This is a genomic window from Vibrio sp. 1167, assembly GCF_033340375.1.
GTDB classification, from domain to species: domain Bacteria; phylum Pseudomonadota; class Gammaproteobacteria; order Enterobacterales; family Vibrionaceae; genus Vibrio; species Vibrio alginolyticus.
This window is the reverse complement of sequence record NZ_JAWOWK010000025.1, coordinates 1-17,689: the sequence shown is the minus strand read 5'-3', so window position 1 is coordinate 17,689 and position 17,689 is coordinate 1. Positions and strand designations below refer to the sequence as shown.

The 17,689-nt window shown below is 46.3% G+C and carries 15 protein-coding genes; 7 read left to right on the top strand and 8 right to left on the bottom strand.

The window, feature by feature from the left end; translation table 11 throughout:
* Positions 1-51 precede the first annotated feature (51 nt).
* Both R7Z78_RS23675 and R7Z78_RS23670 read left to right on the top strand, forming a co-directional pair.
* Complete coding sequence (locus tag R7Z78_RS23675; RefSeq protein WP_104975680.1) at positions 52-1,602, top strand: COG3650 family protein; 1,551 nt, start codon at positions 52-54, stop codon at positions 1,600-1,602.
* Entirely contained in the window at positions 1,602-2,198 is a 597-nt protein-coding gene (locus tag R7Z78_RS23670) for a tRNA-uridine aminocarboxypropyltransferase (protein ID WP_104975681.1), read from the top strand. Before R7Z78_RS23675 ends, R7Z78_RS23670 begins: the two co-directional genes overlap by 1 nt.
* An 82-nt stretch (positions 2,199-2,280) precedes the next feature.
* Here R7Z78_RS23670 and R7Z78_RS23665 read toward each other — a convergent pair whose 3' ends face one another.
* The 7 genes from R7Z78_RS23665 to lptM all read right to left on the bottom strand — a co-directional run bounded on the left by R7Z78_RS23665 (position 2,281) and on the right by lptM (position 9,526).
* Positions 2,281-4,767 carry an EAL domain-containing protein gene (locus R7Z78_RS23665; protein ID WP_169643920.1) on the bottom strand — a complete coding sequence of 829 codons (2,487 nt, stop codon included), beginning with the start codon at positions 4,765-4,767 and terminating at the stop codon, positions 2,281-2,283.
* 138 nt (positions 4,768-4,905) lie between these two features.
* Positions 4,906-5,622: a 5-amino-6-(5-phospho-D-ribitylamino)uracil phosphatase YigB gene (gene yigB, locus R7Z78_RS23660; RefSeq protein ID WP_053350826.1), complete on the bottom strand. Its 717-nt coding sequence runs from the start codon at positions 5,620-5,622 to the stop codon at positions 4,906-4,908.
* 8 nt (positions 5,623-5,630) lie between these two features.
* Positions 5,631-6,563, bottom strand: a complete 933-nt coding sequence (gene xerC, locus R7Z78_RS23655; protein WP_005378742.1) for a tyrosine recombinase XerC — start codon at positions 6,561-6,563, stop codon at positions 5,631-5,633.
* Complete coding sequence (locus R7Z78_RS23650; RefSeq protein WP_005383398.1) at positions 6,529-7,260, bottom strand: DUF484 family protein; 732 nt, start codon at positions 7,258-7,260, stop codon at positions 6,529-6,531. Before R7Z78_RS23650 ends, xerC begins: the two co-directional genes overlap by 35 nt.
* Entirely contained in the window at positions 7,254-8,084 is an 831-nt protein-coding gene (dapF, locus tag R7Z78_RS23645; protein WP_005378744.1) for a diaminopimelate epimerase, read from the bottom strand. The genes R7Z78_RS23650 and dapF overlap by 7 nt, the downstream gene beginning before the upstream one ends.
* Before the next feature lie 10 nt (positions 8,085-8,094).
* Positions 8,095-9,348 carry a diaminopimelate decarboxylase gene (gene lysA, locus R7Z78_RS23640; protein ID WP_005378745.1) on the bottom strand — a complete coding sequence of 418 codons (1,254 nt, stop codon included), beginning with the start codon at positions 9,346-9,348 and terminating at the stop codon, positions 8,095-8,097.
* Positions 9,349-9,409: 61 nt separating this feature from the next.
* A complete protein-coding gene (gene lptM / locus R7Z78_RS25065; RefSeq protein WP_005378746.1) occupies positions 9,410-9,526 on the bottom strand; it encodes an LPS translocon maturation chaperone LptM in 117 nt (38 codons plus the stop codon).
* Between the two features lie 74 nt (positions 9,527-9,600).
* Here lptM and cyaY point away from each other — a divergent pair, with 74 nt between their 5' ends.
* A complete protein-coding gene (gene cyaY / locus R7Z78_RS23630) occupies positions 9,601-9,915 on the top strand; it encodes an iron donor protein CyaY (protein WP_005383391.1) in 315 nt (104 codons plus the stop codon).
* A 69-nt stretch (positions 9,916-9,984) separates the two neighbouring features.
* Here the strand turns inward: cyaY and R7Z78_RS23625 are convergent, their stop codons facing one another.
* The gene (locus R7Z78_RS23625; RefSeq protein ID WP_053350817.1) at positions 9,985-12,513 is read right to left on the bottom strand and encodes a class I adenylate cyclase; all 2,529 of its coding nucleotides are present in this window, start codon (positions 12,511-12,513) and stop codon (positions 9,985-9,987) included.
* Between the two features lie 346 nt (positions 12,514-12,859).
* On the opposite strand from R7Z78_RS23625, the gene hemC reads away from it, so the two are divergent.
* The 4 genes from hemC to R7Z78_RS23605 are packed head-to-tail and all read left to right on the top strand — an operon-like array spanning position 12,860 to position 16,939.
* Positions 12,860-13,798 carry a hydroxymethylbilane synthase gene (hemC, locus tag R7Z78_RS23620; RefSeq protein ID WP_005383388.1) on the top strand — a complete coding sequence of 313 codons (939 nt, stop codon included), beginning with the start codon at positions 12,860-12,862 and terminating at the stop codon, positions 13,796-13,798.
* Between the two features lie 2 nt (positions 13,799-13,800).
* Positions 13,801-14,529 (top strand): uroporphyrinogen-III synthase, encoded by a 729-nt coding sequence (locus R7Z78_RS23615; RefSeq protein ID WP_005383386.1) that lies wholly within the window; start codon positions 13,801-13,803, stop codon positions 14,527-14,529.
* A gap of 17 nt (positions 14,530-14,546) precedes the next feature.
* On the top strand, positions 14,547-15,758 hold the full coding sequence (locus R7Z78_RS23610) for a uroporphyrinogen-III C-methyltransferase (RefSeq protein ID WP_005378751.1): 1,212 nt from the start codon (positions 14,547-14,549) through the stop codon (positions 15,756-15,758).
* Positions 15,758-16,939, top strand: coding sequence for a heme biosynthesis protein HemY (locus tag R7Z78_RS23605; protein ID WP_104975683.1), 1,182 nt, complete (start codon positions 15,758-15,760; stop codon positions 16,937-16,939). Before R7Z78_RS23610 ends, R7Z78_RS23605 begins: the two co-directional genes overlap by 1 nt.
* The last annotated feature ends 750 nt before the right edge of the window (positions 16,940-17,689 follow it).

Here is a 17,689-nt window from a genome sequence, read left to right as displayed (position 1 = left end):
CCATAATGCCATCCGATGCCGATTGAGTAACAATAATGAGGAAGATATAACATGAAGGCTTTGAAAAACCCAGTGGCGCTTGCCACCCTGCTGGTTCTGCAAGCATGTAGTTCACAGTCGCCACAATCTGGTGCCGCTGACCTAACCTCTCCACCAGCAACCTTAGATAAGCCTGAAACCATTCAACCTCAAACTTTTATGCTGCGCGGAAAAGTGATCGTCGGTCACGAGAGCCAATACATCATGCCTTGTGGCAGCGACAAGCAATATTGGTTGCAACTATCACCACAGCAAATGCAACGAGCAATTCAGTTAAATAACGAGCCTTACCAGACCATGTATGGCGAGGTTATCGGCCACCTCAACCCACCGGGCATCGATGGGTTTTCTGCTGATTTCGATGCTAACTTTGTCGTGGAACAAGTGAACTTCCTCACAACGGAAAATCCAAACCGTTGTCAGCAACCAAACAAACCAACTCGCGTGTTTGGTAATGAGCCTTCTTGGTCGGCAAGCTTTGAGGCTAATGGACTAACATTCCAGCAAATCGGCAAACAAACCACAAAATTAGCGATTAAAAGCAGTCAGCTTCAACCTCGCCAGCGCACTTATCAACTACAAGATGGTGAGCTTCACTTAACAGAAAACCTCTGCTCAGACACAATGAGCGATTCTTTGTATGGCTGGAAAGCAACACTAAAACATGATGGCGAGACGTATCAAGGTTGTGGTATGGCTGCAAACGTCGATGCAACGCTTGGCTGGGCTAATACCTATGTCGCGACCTCAACTCAATCACAAGGTTTTGAAGTACAAATGACCTTAAACCCAGACCATAGCGCCACAACAAAATACCGTTACGCCAATGGACAAGCACCATTAATCGAGCGTGGTTACTGGCAACAGTTAAGTCCGTCTCAGGTTCAAGTTGTCATGACGCATCATCAACAGCAAAGGCTAATGTCAGAGCGACTGTTTACTCGAGAAGGCAATCAGCTCAAAGCGACCAAAGAAAAAGTCGGTAACTTGGTATACCCAATCGCCGATGGTGGTTTAGTCCTTTATCCTGCCACCGTTCGTGATGAAGGCATCATGCAACCAGCCGAAAAACGCACCAACAACCCCATCGGTAGTGCTGACGTCCCTTCTAGTGCAGAGTTTGATTCAAAAGTAGATGCCGCGGTGCGCAACTACTTCTTTATCCATCAAACCAACCCCAACAATAACCAATACCGTTGGCTAACTTACGACCTCAACAGCGATGGTAACGAAGAGCTATTGGTACAGTTGGATTGGTGTGGTTCCGGTGGCTGTACATTGCTAATATTTGAACATCACGAAAAGGAATGGCGATTTAATAGCCGCATTACACTAGTGCAAAGCCCGATTATGCTCGGCCAACAAACCTCTCATGGTTGGCGAGATCTGATTTTTAATGTCAGCGGTGGCGGAGCTAAAGCGGCTCAACACGTGATGCAATACACTGGGGTTAGCTACCCACTCAACCCAAGCATGGCGCCAACGGCAACGCCGAACCAAGTCAGTGGTGTGCGTCTGTTCTCTGATGGGATAAGCCCGGTGCGAGAAGGAGTTCGTCTGTAATGTCACAACCGTGTCCAACCTGCGGTTTTCAATTCAATTGTATGTGCTCGCTAATGCCGAAACTTAACAGTGAGCACAACATCCTGCTGTTAATGCATCCGAATGAACTGAAGCGTGATACTAATACCGGCCAGCTACTAGAGCAGTGCCAACTCAACATTGAGCGAGTAATCTGGGATCGCAAACAGCCACCAGCAGAATTGCTCACTCTATTAGCTGATCCGTCGCGGTATCCGGTGTTGCTCTTCCCCTGTGAAGAAAGTATCACACTCGAACATGTGATACTCCAAAGCCAGCAACAAACCAAAACTCCGCTGTTTATTATTTTGGATGCCACCTGGCAAGAGGCGCGCAAGATGATCAATAAGAGCCGTTGGTTAGAAGGTATCCCTACTATGGGATTGTCTGCGTCGGCGGACTCACAATATCAGCTGCGACGCAACCAACAACAAGGTAATTTGTGTACGTTTGAAGTCGCTACACATTTGCTCGGGCAACTTGGAGAACAAAACAACCAACAACAAATGCAGCACTTTTTTGCCCATTACCTCGCTCTGTTCCAAGCTGAAAAGAGTGGACACGCTCTTAAGCGTTAACCATTAAGCTCAGTAGAAGAACCAAAAAAAAACGCAGCCTACGCTGCGTTTTTTACGACAAGAAGTTTCACGTGAAACATCATTAAAACAGTCGAGTCGGCTCGCCAAGATAGTAACCCTGCAAATAATCCACCCCCATGTCTTGTGCAATGGTGCACACCTCCTGATTGTGGACGAACTCCGCCACCGTCTCCGCGTTAAACACCTGGCACAAACGCACCAACTGGGAAGCGATCTTGCGCTGTTTTAAGTCTTTATCAATATCACGAATCAAGCTGCCATCGAGCTTTATGACTTCTGGCTCCAACTTTAGGATTTCATCGATATTCGAATAGCCGGACCCAAAGTCATCAACAATGATACGCGCCCCTAAGCTTCTAAAATGACTGCACACTTCTATCATTCGGCCGTAGTCTTTGATCTGCTCAGATTCCAGCACTTCTAAACCAATTCGCCTTGGGTCATTTAGCTGGCTAATTTCATGCTCTAAAAGCATTAAAGTTTTATCACTGAGCAAATCTTGCGGCGATAAGTTTATAGAAAAGTCACCTTGCTTATCTCGCATGTAATGCAACGTAGAATGAATCATGTGCCGACTTAATCGAGTGTAAAGATGCGTATCAGAGATAATTGGCAGAAAACGCCCTGGCGCAATCACCGTTCCATCGGCTTCCAGAATACGAACCAAACATTCTTGGCTTGCCAATTTGTGGCTACCCGCATGCACAATAGGTTGGCTATAAGTGATGATATTCTGTTTGAGAATGGCTCTACTGACGCAACTTAGCCATCCAAGTTGCTCTTTACGCACATCCTCACTGACTTCAATATCTTTCGCATTACAGATATGGGTATTACTGCGTACACCGGAGCGCCTCGCTTCGATGCCTTTGAGTAAGAGCTCATCTACTGAAGCGGATGGAAAATCTCGACGACTCACTAAGCCGCCGCATAGCGAGATAGAAAGATAATCTATTTCACGTAGGCCAATTGGCTCAAAATTAGTTTGTTCTACCGCGTCAGCAAAACGCGTAAAGTGCTGTTTGATGGTCTCGCTGCTTTGATCAGCTTTAAATATGAACGCCCATTCACCAACCCCAATACTATAAAGCTGCAAAGCCGTTGGCATGCCGAAACGCTTTCGTAGTCGATTCGTAAAGTGCATTGAGAGATCTTTGAGTAATTGATCTCCCACTCGGTAGCCGTATTTTTCGTTGATATGACTAAAGTTAAGTAGCTTTAGAGTCAACAAATGCTCATCCAAATCGATGTTACTCAGCCGCTCTTGCAATGCGACCCGGTTTTGTAACCCCGTGCGACTGTCGCGTCGATAGCTTTCTTGTAACTTGCGCGTTTGGCGATCGAGTTGATATCCCATATGCGCGTTCATATGGTTGAGATCGCCGATCGCATTTCGAATCAAGCTAAACAACGGTGAAATAGAGGAGCTAACGGGCAACTTAGGCAAGTTCAATGTTTGCACTTCGTCTCCCTCTCGCATCGCTAAATACGTCAGGCTGTGATGAAGAATTTCGGGCTGACCAATACCACCATGCAGTTCCCCCATACAGTAACTACCAAACGTCGTCGCAATATCTTTGAATGCTTGGACTTCGTCGCTGCTGTCAATAAAGTCTAACCGTGACGCGCAGTTAAAAATCATCACGACTTCAGGTTGGTGCATGGCTAACTCAACCACACCATGCCGCACTTGCTCGAGCGTTAACGAGGGATGGTTATAGCAAAATTGCACTTCGTCACCAAGACACCAGGGCCTGTCGAAGCTCATACTGCCATCAGCGTGTAGCTCCGTTACCGTACAAACTTCCTTTCGCCCTAAGCTTTCTCGATACAAAGGAAAGCTGAGCAGTTGACTCAGCGTCACATCATGGCCATCCGCCAAGTAACGCTTGTATACGTCCAGCGCTTTCTTCTCACCTAAACAATACAAGCGCGTTCCTTTTGCATGAGTGACTTTGTGTGGCATGCCAATCGGGTTCCACTCCGAATACGCATCAGTCCATAGCTTCAAAGTATCACTGTGCAAAGCTACGGCAACCACAGCGTTATCGTAAACTCGGTTTTGATATAGCACCCAGCAGCCATCGTCAATACTCTGCGCCAACCCTCCAGAAATCACTACTTCTTCACTGGCAAAGGTTTGAAACAAGGGATAGTCACGTCGTTCAATTTGCACAGCAAAGCTGAGGATCACCTGTGAATTATGCTGCATTAGAAGAGAGCGCTTGAGCTCCCCGCCATCAATGTCAGGGGAGTAAGAGTATGTTTGTACCGCAGAAGTCAGCGTGGTTTGCTCAAATTCAATCACACTCACTAGGCAACCAGAGGTAAATACCTCCCCTTCCAGAATTACATTACGCGTACTATGCCCCATAACATGAGCATTCGGCAGCGACGACAAAACGGCGTCTGCAAGTGTGGTCGTAAATTCGCGCGATTGCGTCGACAATATTTGTACTAAATATTGTTTATCTGAGGAAATTGGAAAAGTGACTAAAAAGTCATTCAGTTGACTGACATCGTGAACCAGTTTTGAAAAAGCTCGCATGGACCTACCACTGCCGTAACACTATCTTCACCACGACGTGTGGCGTTACTATTTTTATTTAATAGAGAATAATTTACGTGGCTTTGCGCTGCTTTTCTAGACACAAAATGAGATTAGAATGGATTAATGCGAAAGCAATTAAAAAAGTGTGAGTAACGGCTGCAAACTATTGATTTCAATATCAGGTAAAGTACGTGTTTTTGAATGGTTAATGACATTTTTATTCATATCATTAAACCAACAGGCTGCAAAACCAGCCAACTTTGCACCATGCACATCCGTGGTTAGGTGATCACCGACATGCAGAATATTCTCCGCAGGGATATCCAAGAATCGCTTCGCTTTAGTAAACATATCGGTTGCGGGTTTCGCCAATCCATCTGGTCCTGCTTTAAGTACCTGTTGGAAATAAGGCGTAAGACCGATGCGGTCTAAATCCACATTACCGTTGGTGATTGCCACCAACGGGATGTGCTGCGCGAGTTCCTCCAGTACATCGAGGCTTTGCTGCGGCACTTCAAAACGGTTACGCCAGTCCAACGCAACGTCTACTGCGGCTTTCGCAGCGGCATGTGCTGCGTCTTCGTCGTAGCCTACTTGGGAGAAAGCTTGCTGAAGTTGCACTAAACGCCATAAAGTGACATCGCTCTTCAGCTCGGGTTGTTGCTGCACAACACGTTGTTTGAGAGCAAACCAATCCGCTTTGTTCATATGAGCAACCGCTGGATGATGGTGCTTGAGCCAAGATAACAACTCACGCTCCATGCGAACTATCACAGGATAGTTGTCATAGAGGGTATCATCTAGGTCAAAGGTCATTGCCTTAATAGGCTCGATACGGCGATAAAATTTCATACTTCGGCTCACTCCCCGTTCTTTTTACGTGCGCGTGGGTGGGCTTGGTCGTAGGCTTGCGCCAAATGTTGGAAATCCAAGTGCGTGTAGATTTGGGTCGTCGAAATGTTCTCGTGCCCTAAAAGCTCCTGCACCGCACGTAAGTTATTGCTTGATTCGAGCATATGTGTCGCAAATGAGTGACGCAATTTATGCGGACTAATATGGCTTGCGACAGACTGTTTCTGCCCCCATTCAGCCATGCGCTTTTGCACGCTACGATGCGAAATACGCGTTCCGAGCTTAGATACAAACAAGGCGGGCTCACCTGGAGCGGCTAAATCACCACGAACGCGTAACCACTTCCCGACCCACTCGGTTGCCATCCCAGAGAACGGTACTTTACGTTCTTTATCGCCTTTACCAATAACACGAAGCTCACCACTACGCAGTTGTACATCACGTACATCCACACCCACCAACTCAGCCAAACGTAAACCGGCGCCGTACATCAGCTCCATCATGGCGCGATCGCGCACAGCCAACGGGTCGTCCTCGTTGACTTCAAGTAATTGGCTCACTTCGTCAACATCGAGGTTTTTGGGCAACGGGCGTTTTTTGCGAGGTGCTGAAACCCCTTTGGCTGGGTTAGCCGACATCTCGCCACGCAGAATAAGGAAATCGAAAAAGCTACGCAGCGATGAGAGTCGCGTTGCCAAACTGCTGGCTTTCATGCCTTCTCGCATGCCCTTACCTGCTAATTGGCGCACCCAACCAGCATCCACTTGAGACCAATCTTTGAGCCCCATTTCAGCTAAGTGCTGCGCCATAGTTTCTAGCTGCTGTTTGTAATTGCGCTGAGTATGTAGGCTAAGCCCCTTTTCGCTTCGTAAGAATTCATAGAAGCGCTCAAGAGGCTTTTGCAAACTATTTGGCAGAGGAGTGTTGGGAGTTGTCGTCATCGTAACTTTGCCATACCAGTGTTTGAGCGAGATGTGCCACTACTAATGATAGGTGACGCAAAAACAAGGTATCCATATCTGGCTGAAAATGGCCGCCATCTTCACTAGAAAAAGCAAGCACGCCCAGTGTTTGCTGTTTCACGAGCGGCAGTACCACATAGGACCCCATTTCCGGCACTTCCATGTTGCCAAACAAAGCTTCACGATCTACTTTGCGAAGACGTCCTAAGTACGCATCTTTGCCATTTAAGTGAGTGGTCGCAAAGCGTTGATAACTTTCCTTACTCAATTGAATCGATGCGTCGCATTGACTAAACAATCGAACAAACGCACGTAAGCCCAGCGCCTTGGCTTTCTCTTCGATAGAATGAATGACTTGTTTAAAGTCACCACATTTTAGAATCTGCCCCTGCAAATCCATAAATTCGTAAAAGGTCCGATCATTGTTCGCAGCAAGCGACATTAGTGTAGTGATCTCTTCCTCTAACTCTTCAATGCGCTGACGTTGGCGATTCATTTGGATGTGTACCAAAGATACCGCGCCTAAGTCTGAGTGTGGGAAAGATAAACGATCCACAAGCTCCGGACGTTGCACAAAAAAGTCTGGATGATCTTTGAGGTACTCGGCCACTACTTCAGCCGTTAAGGCATCTGCTTCTACTTGAGACAAACCGTTTCCTTTTTCTTCAACTAGCAAGACAATTGACCATCAAATACATGCGTTGTAGGACCGGTCATAAACAACGGCTTGCCAGGACCTTGCCATGCAATTCGCAATTCACCACCAGGTAGAGAAACCTTAACGTTTTCATCCAACAAGCCCTGCAGAATCCCAACCGCGACTGCCGCGCATGCACCACTACCACAAGCTTGTGTCTCTCCTGCGCCTCGCTCGTAAACTCGAAGACGAATATGGTCACGACTCATCACCTGCATAAAGCCAGCGTTGACGCGCTCTGGGAAACGCTCATGCGACTCAAGCAGCGGACCGAGAGTTTCCACTTCTGCCGTATCCACATCGTCGACCACGGTCACTACGTGCGGGTTACCCATGCTCACAGCACCACAAAACAAGGTATTGTCGCCTGCTCGCATGATGTAAGTTTTCTCTTTTTGCTTCGCTTTGAAAGGAATTTTGTTCGGTTCAAACTCTGGCACGCCCATGTTGACCGTCACTTCCCCATCATCTTCGATGTTGAGAATCATCTTTCCTTTCTTGGTGCTCACGCTGATGCTGTATTTATTGGTCAGCCCCTTCAAGCGAACAAAGCGGGCAAAACAGCGTGCACCGTTACCACACTGTTCAACTTCACTACCATCGGCATTAAAAATCCGATAATGGAAGTCGGTTTCAGGGTCGTAAGGGGCCTCTACCACAAGCAATTGGTCAAAACCAACGCCAGTATGACGATCCGCCAAGCGGCGGATCAGGTCTTGCGAGAAAAACACGTTCTGGGTAATACAGTCGACGACCATGAAGTCGTTGCCCAAACCGTGCATTTTGGAAAAGTGGAAATGCATTTGTTGTGTGTTACTCCGGTAGAATCTGTTCCAGCTGCCACAAACTGGTCAGCTCCTCACGCTGGCGAACTAAGTGGCTTTGTTTACCGTCCACCATCACTTCTGCCGCTCGGGTACGAGTATTGTAGTTCGAAGACATCACAAAACCATAGGCACCTGCTGAACGAACCGCGAGTAGATCACCTTCTTGCAAAACGAGTGCGCGATCTTTACCCAAGAAGTCGCCGGTTTCACAAATAGGACCAACCAAGTCGTAAGTCTGAGCTTCACCCTTTCGCGGTGAAACTGGCACAATATCTTGCCATGCTTGGTATAGCGCAGGACGCATCAAGTCGTTCATTGCAGCGTCGATAATCGCAAAGTTTTTATGCTCAGTATGTTTTAAAAACTCAACACGCGTTAGCAAGATACCTGCGTTCGCAGCAATTGCACGGCCTGGCTCAAAGATCAGCTCCAAGTCTTGGTGATTTTCAAGACGGCCTAGTAACGCTTTGGCGTAATCAGAAGGCTGAGGTGGTAATTCATCACGATAGACCACACCCAAACCACCGCCGACATCAAGGTGACGAATGTTAATGCCTTGCGCTTTTAAATCATCAATCAGAGCTAATAAACGGTCTGTCGCGTCGATAAATGGGTCTATATTGGTCAGCTGAGAACCAATGTGGCAGTCGATGCCTTGCACATTCAAGTTCGGCAGGCTTTGCGCGAATTTATAAACATCTGGCGCACGATCAAACGCAATGCCGAATTTATTGTCGCGAAGACCAGTCGAAATGTAAGGGTGTGTTTTAGCGTCGACATCTGGATTGATACGCAGAGAAATTGGCGCAATCACACCAAGCTCACCCGCAACCTTGTTCAAACGTTCTAGCTCTGGCTCAGATTCAACGTTGAAACATTTGATACCTAGCTCAAGAGCGCGCTTCATCTCTGCCGGTGTTTTACCAACACCAGAGAAAACGACTTTTTTCGGATCACCGCCTGCGGCAATCACACGCTCAAGTTCACCACCCGACACGATGTCAAAACCCGATCCCAAACGCGCTAGCGTGTTCAATACGCCTAAGTTTGAGTTGGCTTTCACCGCGTAGCAAACCAGGTGAGGATGCTGACCCACAGCACTATCAAACGCCTTCCAATGGCGCTCTAGCGTGGCTCGAGAATATACGTAAAGAGGAGTGCCATATTGCTCTGCAAGAGCTTGAAGTGGGACGTCTTCGGCCCAAAGCTGGCCATCATCCTGATAGTTGAAGTAATCCAAAATTCGCTTCCCTTATTTTATTCGACTGCTGAAACCTAATTTCACCCTAAGGTGCGGTTATTTATTGTGATTGCTCATTCTGTTGAGTGTCATCTGGAATGTATAGTGAGCCAGACTGACCACACCCCGCTAAGGTCGCGGCAACCATCACAAACAACACAGTAACTAATTTTTTCATTTCGCATATCGTGATTATTGAATCAATGCCCCCTATAATCGCACCACACTCAGGAAAAGCAATAGGATAGACGGATGAACGATACTGAATTTCATCAACTGGTGGATGCGCAGATGCAAATCATCGAAGAATCCATCGATGATTCAGGCGCAGACATTGATTACGAAGTCACTGGCAACGTAATGACATTGGAATTTGAAGACCGCAGCCAAATCATCATTAATCGCCAAGAGCCGATGCATGAGATCTGGCTAGCGTCCAAATCTGGTGGTTTCCACTTCAAACTTATTGAAGGTAAATGGACCTGCTCAAAAACGGGTATGGAGCTATTTGAAATGGTGAAGCAAGAGTGTGAAAAGCACGCAGGCGAAGCCATTGATTGGGCATAATTCTGGTCAATCGTCACCAAAACAAAAAGAGCACCGAAGTGCTCTTTTTGTTTATTGATACGGGTTTAATTACGCATTCACAGTTTTGGTCGGGCGGCTCGGTGAACAACCGTCATTACGGTAAGGAATGATATACGCATTCCCCTCTTCAGGGTGAATAATTTGATAGTACTGAGGCAGGTTAAAGTTAATAAACTTAGACGCGACGCGACTATCGTCTTTTACCGACGTGTAGAAGCTGTTTACAGACGAAATCATTTCATCTTTGGAGCCACTAAATTGGTGATACACTTCCACTTGATTTGACTCATCCAACACATAAATATTGAAGCCATCTTCGTTATCTTCAAAGAAGAACTGCACTAGACCTTCACTGGCAAACCCATCCACCGCTTCCGGCATTTGATATTCTTGCTCACGATCGAGCATTAACAGCGGCGAGCCTTTGAGTTTGTTAGTAGAAATGCTGCGGTAGAAATCGATGGAATTTTCTAGCTTTTGCACCGACACACCACGACGTTCAAAGAACAACCCATAAGTCTGGTTACCAAGACGCATCGCTTTAAAGCGGCGGCGTTTCTCTTGCTCTACTGGTTTCAAGCGTAAGTCGATACATTCAGCTAAAAGCTGGTAAACCATATTACGCATCACACCACGCATGTTCTTCGCATAGCAGAACACATCCACTGATTCTGGTGGCAACGCATCTTGGTGCATTTTGCCCAAAATGGTTTTCAGTGCATCCAGCATCGCCGTTTCCCCTTTGAAATGCAGCGTACGCACTTCATGCCAAGAGTTACGGTAAACAAGGTCAACACTGCCGACTAAATTTTTATGTTCTGGACCAAAGCTAAAAATATCGGTGTTCTTAACATCCACTTTCAACGAACGACCAGAAAGTTCAGACGTCGGATCATTTTCAAAGTTGATGAACATCGCAAGCTGGCTTATTTCACAAGGACTCGCTAGCGCCTGCATAGATGGACGACGCTTACGCAACGCAAAAGTATTTCGTAAGTCACTCACCATTTGGTAAAACTTATCAATATCTAGCTGCGCTTCACGTACCACGGCATGTAAACGAGTCGATTCAGTGATCAAGCCATTGAAGAATGCCCAAGCAACCAATTTACTCAAGTATTCATGATGCTCTAGATATGGTTGCCCCAAAATGCGGTGCGCAATAAGTGGTTGTTTATAGAGGTACCAACCAGACTTGTTCACTCCCCCTTTTTTCACTTCGATAAAGCTCAAGTCAGGCTCGTGCAGATCAGGTGAAATCTGTGGGTTTAGTAACGTTACTTTGCCCGGCAATACTTCAAAAGCCGCGTAAAGTTTACGGGCCAAAATACTGATGTCTTGCGGACTGATAGCAGAAGTGATGTCGTTACGACGCGCAAATTGAATCAAGTTACGGTAGCTTTGCATCAACGCATCCAGCAATGCATGATGTACCACCTTTACTTGTTCAACCTTCCAATTACGGCGGTCATCGAGCTCTGCAACGACACTGGCATCCCAATTCCATTTTGCAATCATATCGCTCAGCGCTTCACGACGCCAAGCTACTGAGCCAACATTCGGCTCACGAGATAGTTTTTCATGGGTTTTGAGATAGAAACAGCGACGCACTAAATCCAAACGTGTATCGTCTTGAATTCGCTCTAAGTAACGGGTTACTTTTTCCAACATTAAGTAGTACGCATCCATGCCATAGAGATCAGGCTCATGGGCAAAGAAACGACGTTTAGTGTCGATGCTTAACAATTGAGTATGCGGGTATTCCCACGAGTAAGCTTCTAGCAAGATGGCTTTTAATACCGATTTGTAGGGAGAGTCGATGCTTTTGTATAACTGCCACAAGTTCGAGCCGAAGTATTCTTCAGCAGGAATGCAGTTCAATTTACCAAAGTCGATCCATTCACTACAGTCGATGTAACCATCACTGCACAGTTGAGAAACGTACTCGTCGTAACACTCTTCCATTTCTGGCGGCACGATTTGCCATAACAAACGCTGTCCGGCAATACGCACCGCACTACGATAGAATTCATCTAGCAAAAGTAAGTGCTGAGATGAACCACAGTTATCACCTGTCATCTCCTCAGAATGATTGCTTCTAAAGCGCTCTTTATCCATTAAGAAAAAGTTCGCTTCCACGCCTTTGCTTTGTGCCCAATCCGTGATGAGTAAGCATTTATTGGTCAATAACTCGCGTTCGTCACAATCCATCTCTGGTGAGATACACACCCAAATATCCAAATCACTGGAAGTACTTTGACCAATCGAGGAGGTACTGCCCATGGTGTACAAACCCAATATAGCGGGCTTTTCTACCGTCTTGAGCGGCTGACCAATGGCAAGTTGAATATCATCTATGAATTGTTGCTGAATGCTATTTAGTTCAAGCCCATGCACACCAAACGGGACATCGGCATCATAATAGCCAGGAATTACAGGATGGTTGTAGTTCAACAAGGCAGGAATCAAATGGAAGACTTGCTGGCTTTGCGAATCCATAAGCGCCAGCGCGCGATCAACTCGCTGCTGATTCAAATTATCTAGTCGCTGGATGATTTTTTGGGTGTAAGCCTGCAAGGGGAATTCCTTGGTTGAACAATCACGAAAATCTGCTGACGTTTTAAACCAAAATGGCTTAAAAACGTGATCAATTTAACACTTTTATTGGTGCGGGTAAAGCTTCACGCCCGCGTATCACTCTGGATACAAAACCATACTTTAGTCACAAAATTAATCGCGCGGTAGTGTCGCTCTTATTACCTATTACTAATAATAGTCCTTAGTCTAATTGAGAATCCAGTCACACTATTTTCATAACGTCATGTAATTCCATTCATAGCCTTCAGAGATAACGAACTAACAGTAAGCATTTCTTGATGACAATGGTAGGATAAACCCAAATCCAAACAGCATTGAGAAGATCATGACACAATCCACACCGATTCGCATTGCAACTCGAAAAAGCCCTCTTGCTTTATGGCAAGCTTACTTTGTTAAAGACGCCCTTCAAGCCGCTCACCCTGGCTTGGAAGTCGAGTTAGTAACCATGGTGACCAAAGGTGACGTGATTTTAGATACACCACTAGCAAAAGTTGGCGGCAAAGGCTTGTTCGTAAAAGAGCTTGAAATCGCGATGCTAGAAGGACGTGCAGACCTCGCCGTTCACTCAATGAAAGACGTACCCGTCGATTTCCCAGAAGGCCTTGGCCTCGTGACCATTTGTGAGCGTGAAGATCCTCGTGATGCCTTCGTCTCTAATACCTATAGCCACATTGATGAGCTCCCTCAAGGTGCCGTGGTTGGTACTTGCAGTTTGCGCCGTCAATGCCAACTGAAAGAATATCGTCCGGACATCATCATCAAAGAGCTTCGAGGTAATGTGGGCACTCGCCTTGGTAAGTTAGATGCGGGTGAGTATGATGCAATCATTCTTGCTGCGGCTGGCCTCAAACGATTGAAGCTTGAAGAGCGCATTCGTAGCTTTATCGAACCAGAGCAATCACTACCAGCGGTAGGGCAAGGTGCTGTCGGTATTGAGTGCCGCCTTGACGATGAAAGACTGCTTAAGCTGCTTGAGCCACTTAACCACCAAGACACCGTAGACCGCGTTTTGTGTGAGCGCGCAATGAACCTTACGCTAGAAGGCGGCTGTCAGGTACCTATCGGCAGCTATGCCCTGCTAGACGGCGACAACATTTGGCTACGCGCATTAGTTGGCGAACCAGATGGCAGCGAAATTGTGCGTGGTGAAATTCGTGGCCATCGTAAAGACGGCGAAGCATTAGGAGTGCAGCTAGCCAATGAGCTGCTAGATAACGGCGCTCGTGAAATCCTAACTAAGCTGTACGCAGATCACGAATAACCATGGCAGTGTTGGTCACTCGGCCGGGAGAGCAAGGCAACGCGCTTTGCTCTCTGCTCGAAAGGCACGGCATTTCCGCATATCACCATCCTCTGATCGACATTGTCGCCGATCTCACGGACACGCACCTCTCTAAACATCTACATCAAGCTCAAATTGTTATCGCTGTTAGTCGACATGCAGTGCAATGTGCACAGCAAATCTTAGCCAGCAACGGGATGTCATGGCCGAAACAAGCTATTTACCTTGCCGTTGGTCAAAAAACAGCACACTATTTAAGCAAATGTACCCAACAGAAAGTACACTATCCCCAAGTCAGTGATAGTGAACACTTATTGCGACTGCCAGAGCTCAACAATGTGGCACAACAACAAGTTCTTATCCTTCGTGGTAACGGCGGAAGAGAGCTGATCAAAGATGCATTGGTGAGGCGTGGCGCAAAAGTTCACTATAGTGAGACTTACAAGAGAGAATTCATCCCATTCGATCCAGTAAGCTGTATCTCACTATGGAAAAACCTACAAATTAACCAGATTATTGTCACCAGTGGTGAACAACTGGATTATTTGTGCAGCCAATTGACGTCGGAGCAATTGACTTGGCTTAATCAACAAGAGTTGTATATCCCCAGTCAGCGTATCGCTGACATCGCAATTCAAAGGGGGTTCACTCGCGTGAGATGCACGGGAAGCGCATCCAACCAAGAATTACTGGCGGCTCTCCAGCCCTAGCTACACAGGATATAGGCATGACAAGTAAAAATAACGACCAAAAAAATAACGATAAAAACCTTTCCGAAGAAACCTCATCGGCACCGCTAGTCGAAAAAACCACATCGCAGCAGGATGCGGACCTTAAAAAAGAGCAACCACAAGCGGCCGAGCCCCCAAAAACAGCAGAGCCAACCAAAGTCGAGTTTGAAGAAAAACAAGGTAAACGCGGTGTCAAACTAGGCACGGTCGCTATCATCTTATCGATTATTTTTGGCGGTGGCCTCGCGTACAAGCTGCATCAACAGCAAGCCGATTACCAAGCGCAGATCGCCCAACTAAAAAGTCAGCTAGAAAGCACTCAAGCTTCCATGAAGCAAGAGCTCAGCCGGGTACAAGAAGAAACCATCGAGAAAGCAACAACCGTGACACACAAAGCGGAAGTGGTACTTGGACAGCAACAGAAGAGCATTGAAAGCTTACAGCTCGCCGTTGCCGATGTGAAAGGTCGTCGACCAAACGACTGGCTATTGGCGGAAGCCGATTACCTCGTCAAATTAGCCGGCCGTAAATTGTTCTTAGAGCACGATGTAGAAAGCGCGACTCAACTGATGGAAAGTGCAGACCAACGCATTGCAGCGCTGAATGACCCTAGTCTCGTCAAACTACGTAAAGCAATGGCAAACGATATCACCAAACTTCGCACTATCCCGCTAATTGACCGTGATGGATTGGTACTACGCTTAACTGCCCTGCAACAGCAAGTAGACAAGCTCCCTCTCGCCAATGCACTGCTACCTGAAGCTGAAGCCGTAGAAAACACTGAAGTGTCTGAAGATATCGCAAACTGGCAAGATAACTTAATGACCTCTTTGAAGGACTTTTCAGAAAACTTCATTACCTTCCGCACGCGCGATGGTAACGTCATTCCACTGCTTTCTCCTGAGCAACACTTTTACCTGAAAGAAAACATCAAAGCCAAATTGGAAACGGCAATAAAAGCGGTGTACCAAGAACAAGGTGAAATTTACACCACATCTCTAAAAACAGCCGACAAATGGGCATTAGCTTTCTTCAACCAAGACGATAATTCCGTTAAAGAGTTCAACAAAACGGTTAACCTGCTAAGTCAGCAAAATATTCAAGTGGAATACCCAACAAAACTGCAAAGTCAGTCTCAACTATCAGATGTCATCCGTGAACGCCTACGTCGTGAAGTCACAACGATGACAGGCATGGAGGATAAGTAATGTTTCGTCTTATTTTCCTATTTGTTGTACTAGGCGCAGGACTATTTGTTGGCACCCAGCTTTCTGGTCAGCAAGGCTATGTACTCATCTCCATTGCCGAGAAAACGATCGAGATGAGCGTAACGACATTAGTGGTTTTCGTTATCGCAGCACTCGCAGGTCTTTTTCTGCTTGAGTACCTGATTAAGAAGTTAGTTTATGCTAGTTCTACAACATGGAACTACTTCAGTGTTCGCAAAATGCGCCATTCCCGCCGATACACCAATGAAGGCATTATTAAACTTCTAGAAGGTGACTGGAAAGGTGCTGAGAAAAAAGTAACTCGCTGGGCAAATCATCACGATATGCCGCTGCTTTGCTACTTAGTTGCCTCTGAAGCCGCACAAGGTCAAGGTGATAAAGCAAAACGAGATCACTATCTAGAGCTAGCGAGCCAACAAGAGAACGCCCATCTCGCAGTAGAGCTGACTCGAGCGAAACAATTTATCCGCGACAACGAGTTCGAGTCCGCTTTCGATACCTTGCAATCGTTAAAAAGTCAGTATGCGAGTAACTCTATTGTATTGAACTTGCTGAAAACAACGTACATGCAGCTAAAGTTGTGGCAACCTCTTATTGACCTCTTGCCACAACTAACCAAAGCAAAACTCATCTCGGACGAAGAACATGCAGAGCTGATTCAAAAGGCGCAGTGCGGCTTACTCCATGAAGTAGCGCAGCAACAGGGTAGCGAAGGGCTAATCTCCCATTGGAATAGCCTCTCACGTAAAGTGAAACAAGACACACACCTCGTTGCCTGTTTTGCTCGAGAACTCATCACACGAAAAGCTGATGCAGAAGCCTTTACCGTGCTAAAAGAAGCATTAAAAAAACAACCAGCCCCAGAGCTTTATCAACTACTGCCAGATCTAAATCTGCCAGATACCCACCCTGTCGTGGTCTTCTTAGAGGGAGTAGTGAAGAAAGAACCGGATAACGCCGCTGCCCATAGCGCATTAGCGCACTTCTATTTCCGTCAAGAGAAGTGGCAAGAAGCCCAGGATCACTTTGAGATCGCCTTAAAGCTTCGCTCTGACGTCTCTGACTATGCATTCCTAGCAGACACACTAGAGAAGCAAAATCTAACCAAAGCTGCTCACGAAGTCTCTCGTAAAGCTCTCACGCTCGTACAGAATGACTAACTTAAGATGACCTAACCAAGCCGACAGCTTACCTGTCGGCTTTTTTATTGCCTGCTATTAACCCTTTAGTCCTTACATCAATATGTTTATCAAATTCATTGGTTCCCAAGTAATTTCCAACTTCCTAGCAACTCACTATCGTTTCACTTTCACTCTTCTCTTTTGACTACTCTGATCCTGTCATTCCAGCAGAATCCAAAACAATTTTAAAAGATGCAGGAATACGTAACTTTAGCCTGTTGATGTATGGTTTTAAGACGTAGCTAGATTTAGGCAATAGAGCACACGCATCGCTAGACTGAGCAAAACAAAAAGATACATCAGTGAAACAGTGGCTATTTGAGTATGCTTATTTGTTCGGTCTATCCAGTAAAAGGGGCTAGAGAAGCAATGGTAGTGCTTTAAGAGAACGATAAGGCAATAGATGGTTCAACACCTTAACAAAGCATCTCCAACAACCTTATCGGGACAGCATGCAGTGATGAGGATGAACAGCTTTAGAGGCAACTGCACTTCTTAGCAAAAATCAAAACGTCACAACCAAGACCGATACCAATATTACTTTGTCGAAAAGTAGATCGCATATGGAATTGATTTTTGGCAAGCACAGATAGAGTAATAAAGATGTGCGGAAATGAAAAAAGCCTCGCTATTTCTAGCGAGGCTTCTTAATAGTGGCGGAGAGATAGGGATTTGAACCCTAGATACGCTATTAACGTATGCCGGTTTTCAAGACCGGTGCTTTCAACC

Excerpts from the sequence above, each read along its gene's own strand:
- R7Z78_RS23675 (WP_104975680.1), top strand. The coding sequence starts at position 52 with ATGAAGGCTTTGAAAAACCCAGTGGCGCTTGCCACCCTGCTGGTTCTG.
- R7Z78_RS23670 (WP_104975681.1), top strand. The coding sequence starts at position 1,602 with ATGTCACAACCGTGTCCAACCTGCGGTTTTCAATTCAATTGTATGTGC.
- R7Z78_RS23665 (WP_169643920.1), bottom strand. The coding sequence starts at position 4,767 with ATGCGAGCTTTTTCAAAACTGGTTCACGATGTCAGTCAACTGAATGAC.
- yigB (WP_053350826.1), bottom strand. The coding sequence starts at position 5,622 with ATGAAATTTTATCGCCGTATCGAGCCTATTAAGGCAATGACCTTTGAC.
- xerC (WP_005378742.1), bottom strand. The coding sequence starts at position 6,563 with ATGACGACAACTCCCAACACTCCTCTGCCAAATAGTTTGCAAAAGCCT.
- dapF (WP_005378744.1), bottom strand. The coding sequence starts at position 8,084 with ATGCATTTCCACTTTTCCAAAATGCACGGTTTGGGCAACGACTTCATG.
- lptM (WP_005378746.1), bottom strand. The coding sequence starts at position 9,526 with ATGAAAAAATTAGTTACTGTGTTGTTTGTGATGGTTGCCGCGACCTTA.
- cyaY (WP_005383391.1), top strand. The coding sequence starts at position 9,601 with ATGAACGATACTGAATTTCATCAACTGGTGGATGCGCAGATGCAAATC.
- hemC (WP_005383388.1), top strand. The coding sequence starts at position 12,860 with ATGACACAATCCACACCGATTCGCATTGCAACTCGAAAAAGCCCTCTT.
- R7Z78_RS23615 (WP_005383386.1), top strand. The coding sequence starts at position 13,801 with ATGGCAGTGTTGGTCACTCGGCCGGGAGAGCAAGGCAACGCGCTTTGC.
- R7Z78_RS23610 (WP_005378751.1), top strand. The coding sequence starts at position 14,547 with ATGACAAGTAAAAATAACGACCAAAAAAATAACGATAAAAACCTTTCC.
- R7Z78_RS23605 (WP_104975683.1), top strand. The coding sequence starts at position 15,758 with ATGTTTCGTCTTATTTTCCTATTTGTTGTACTAGGCGCAGGACTATTT.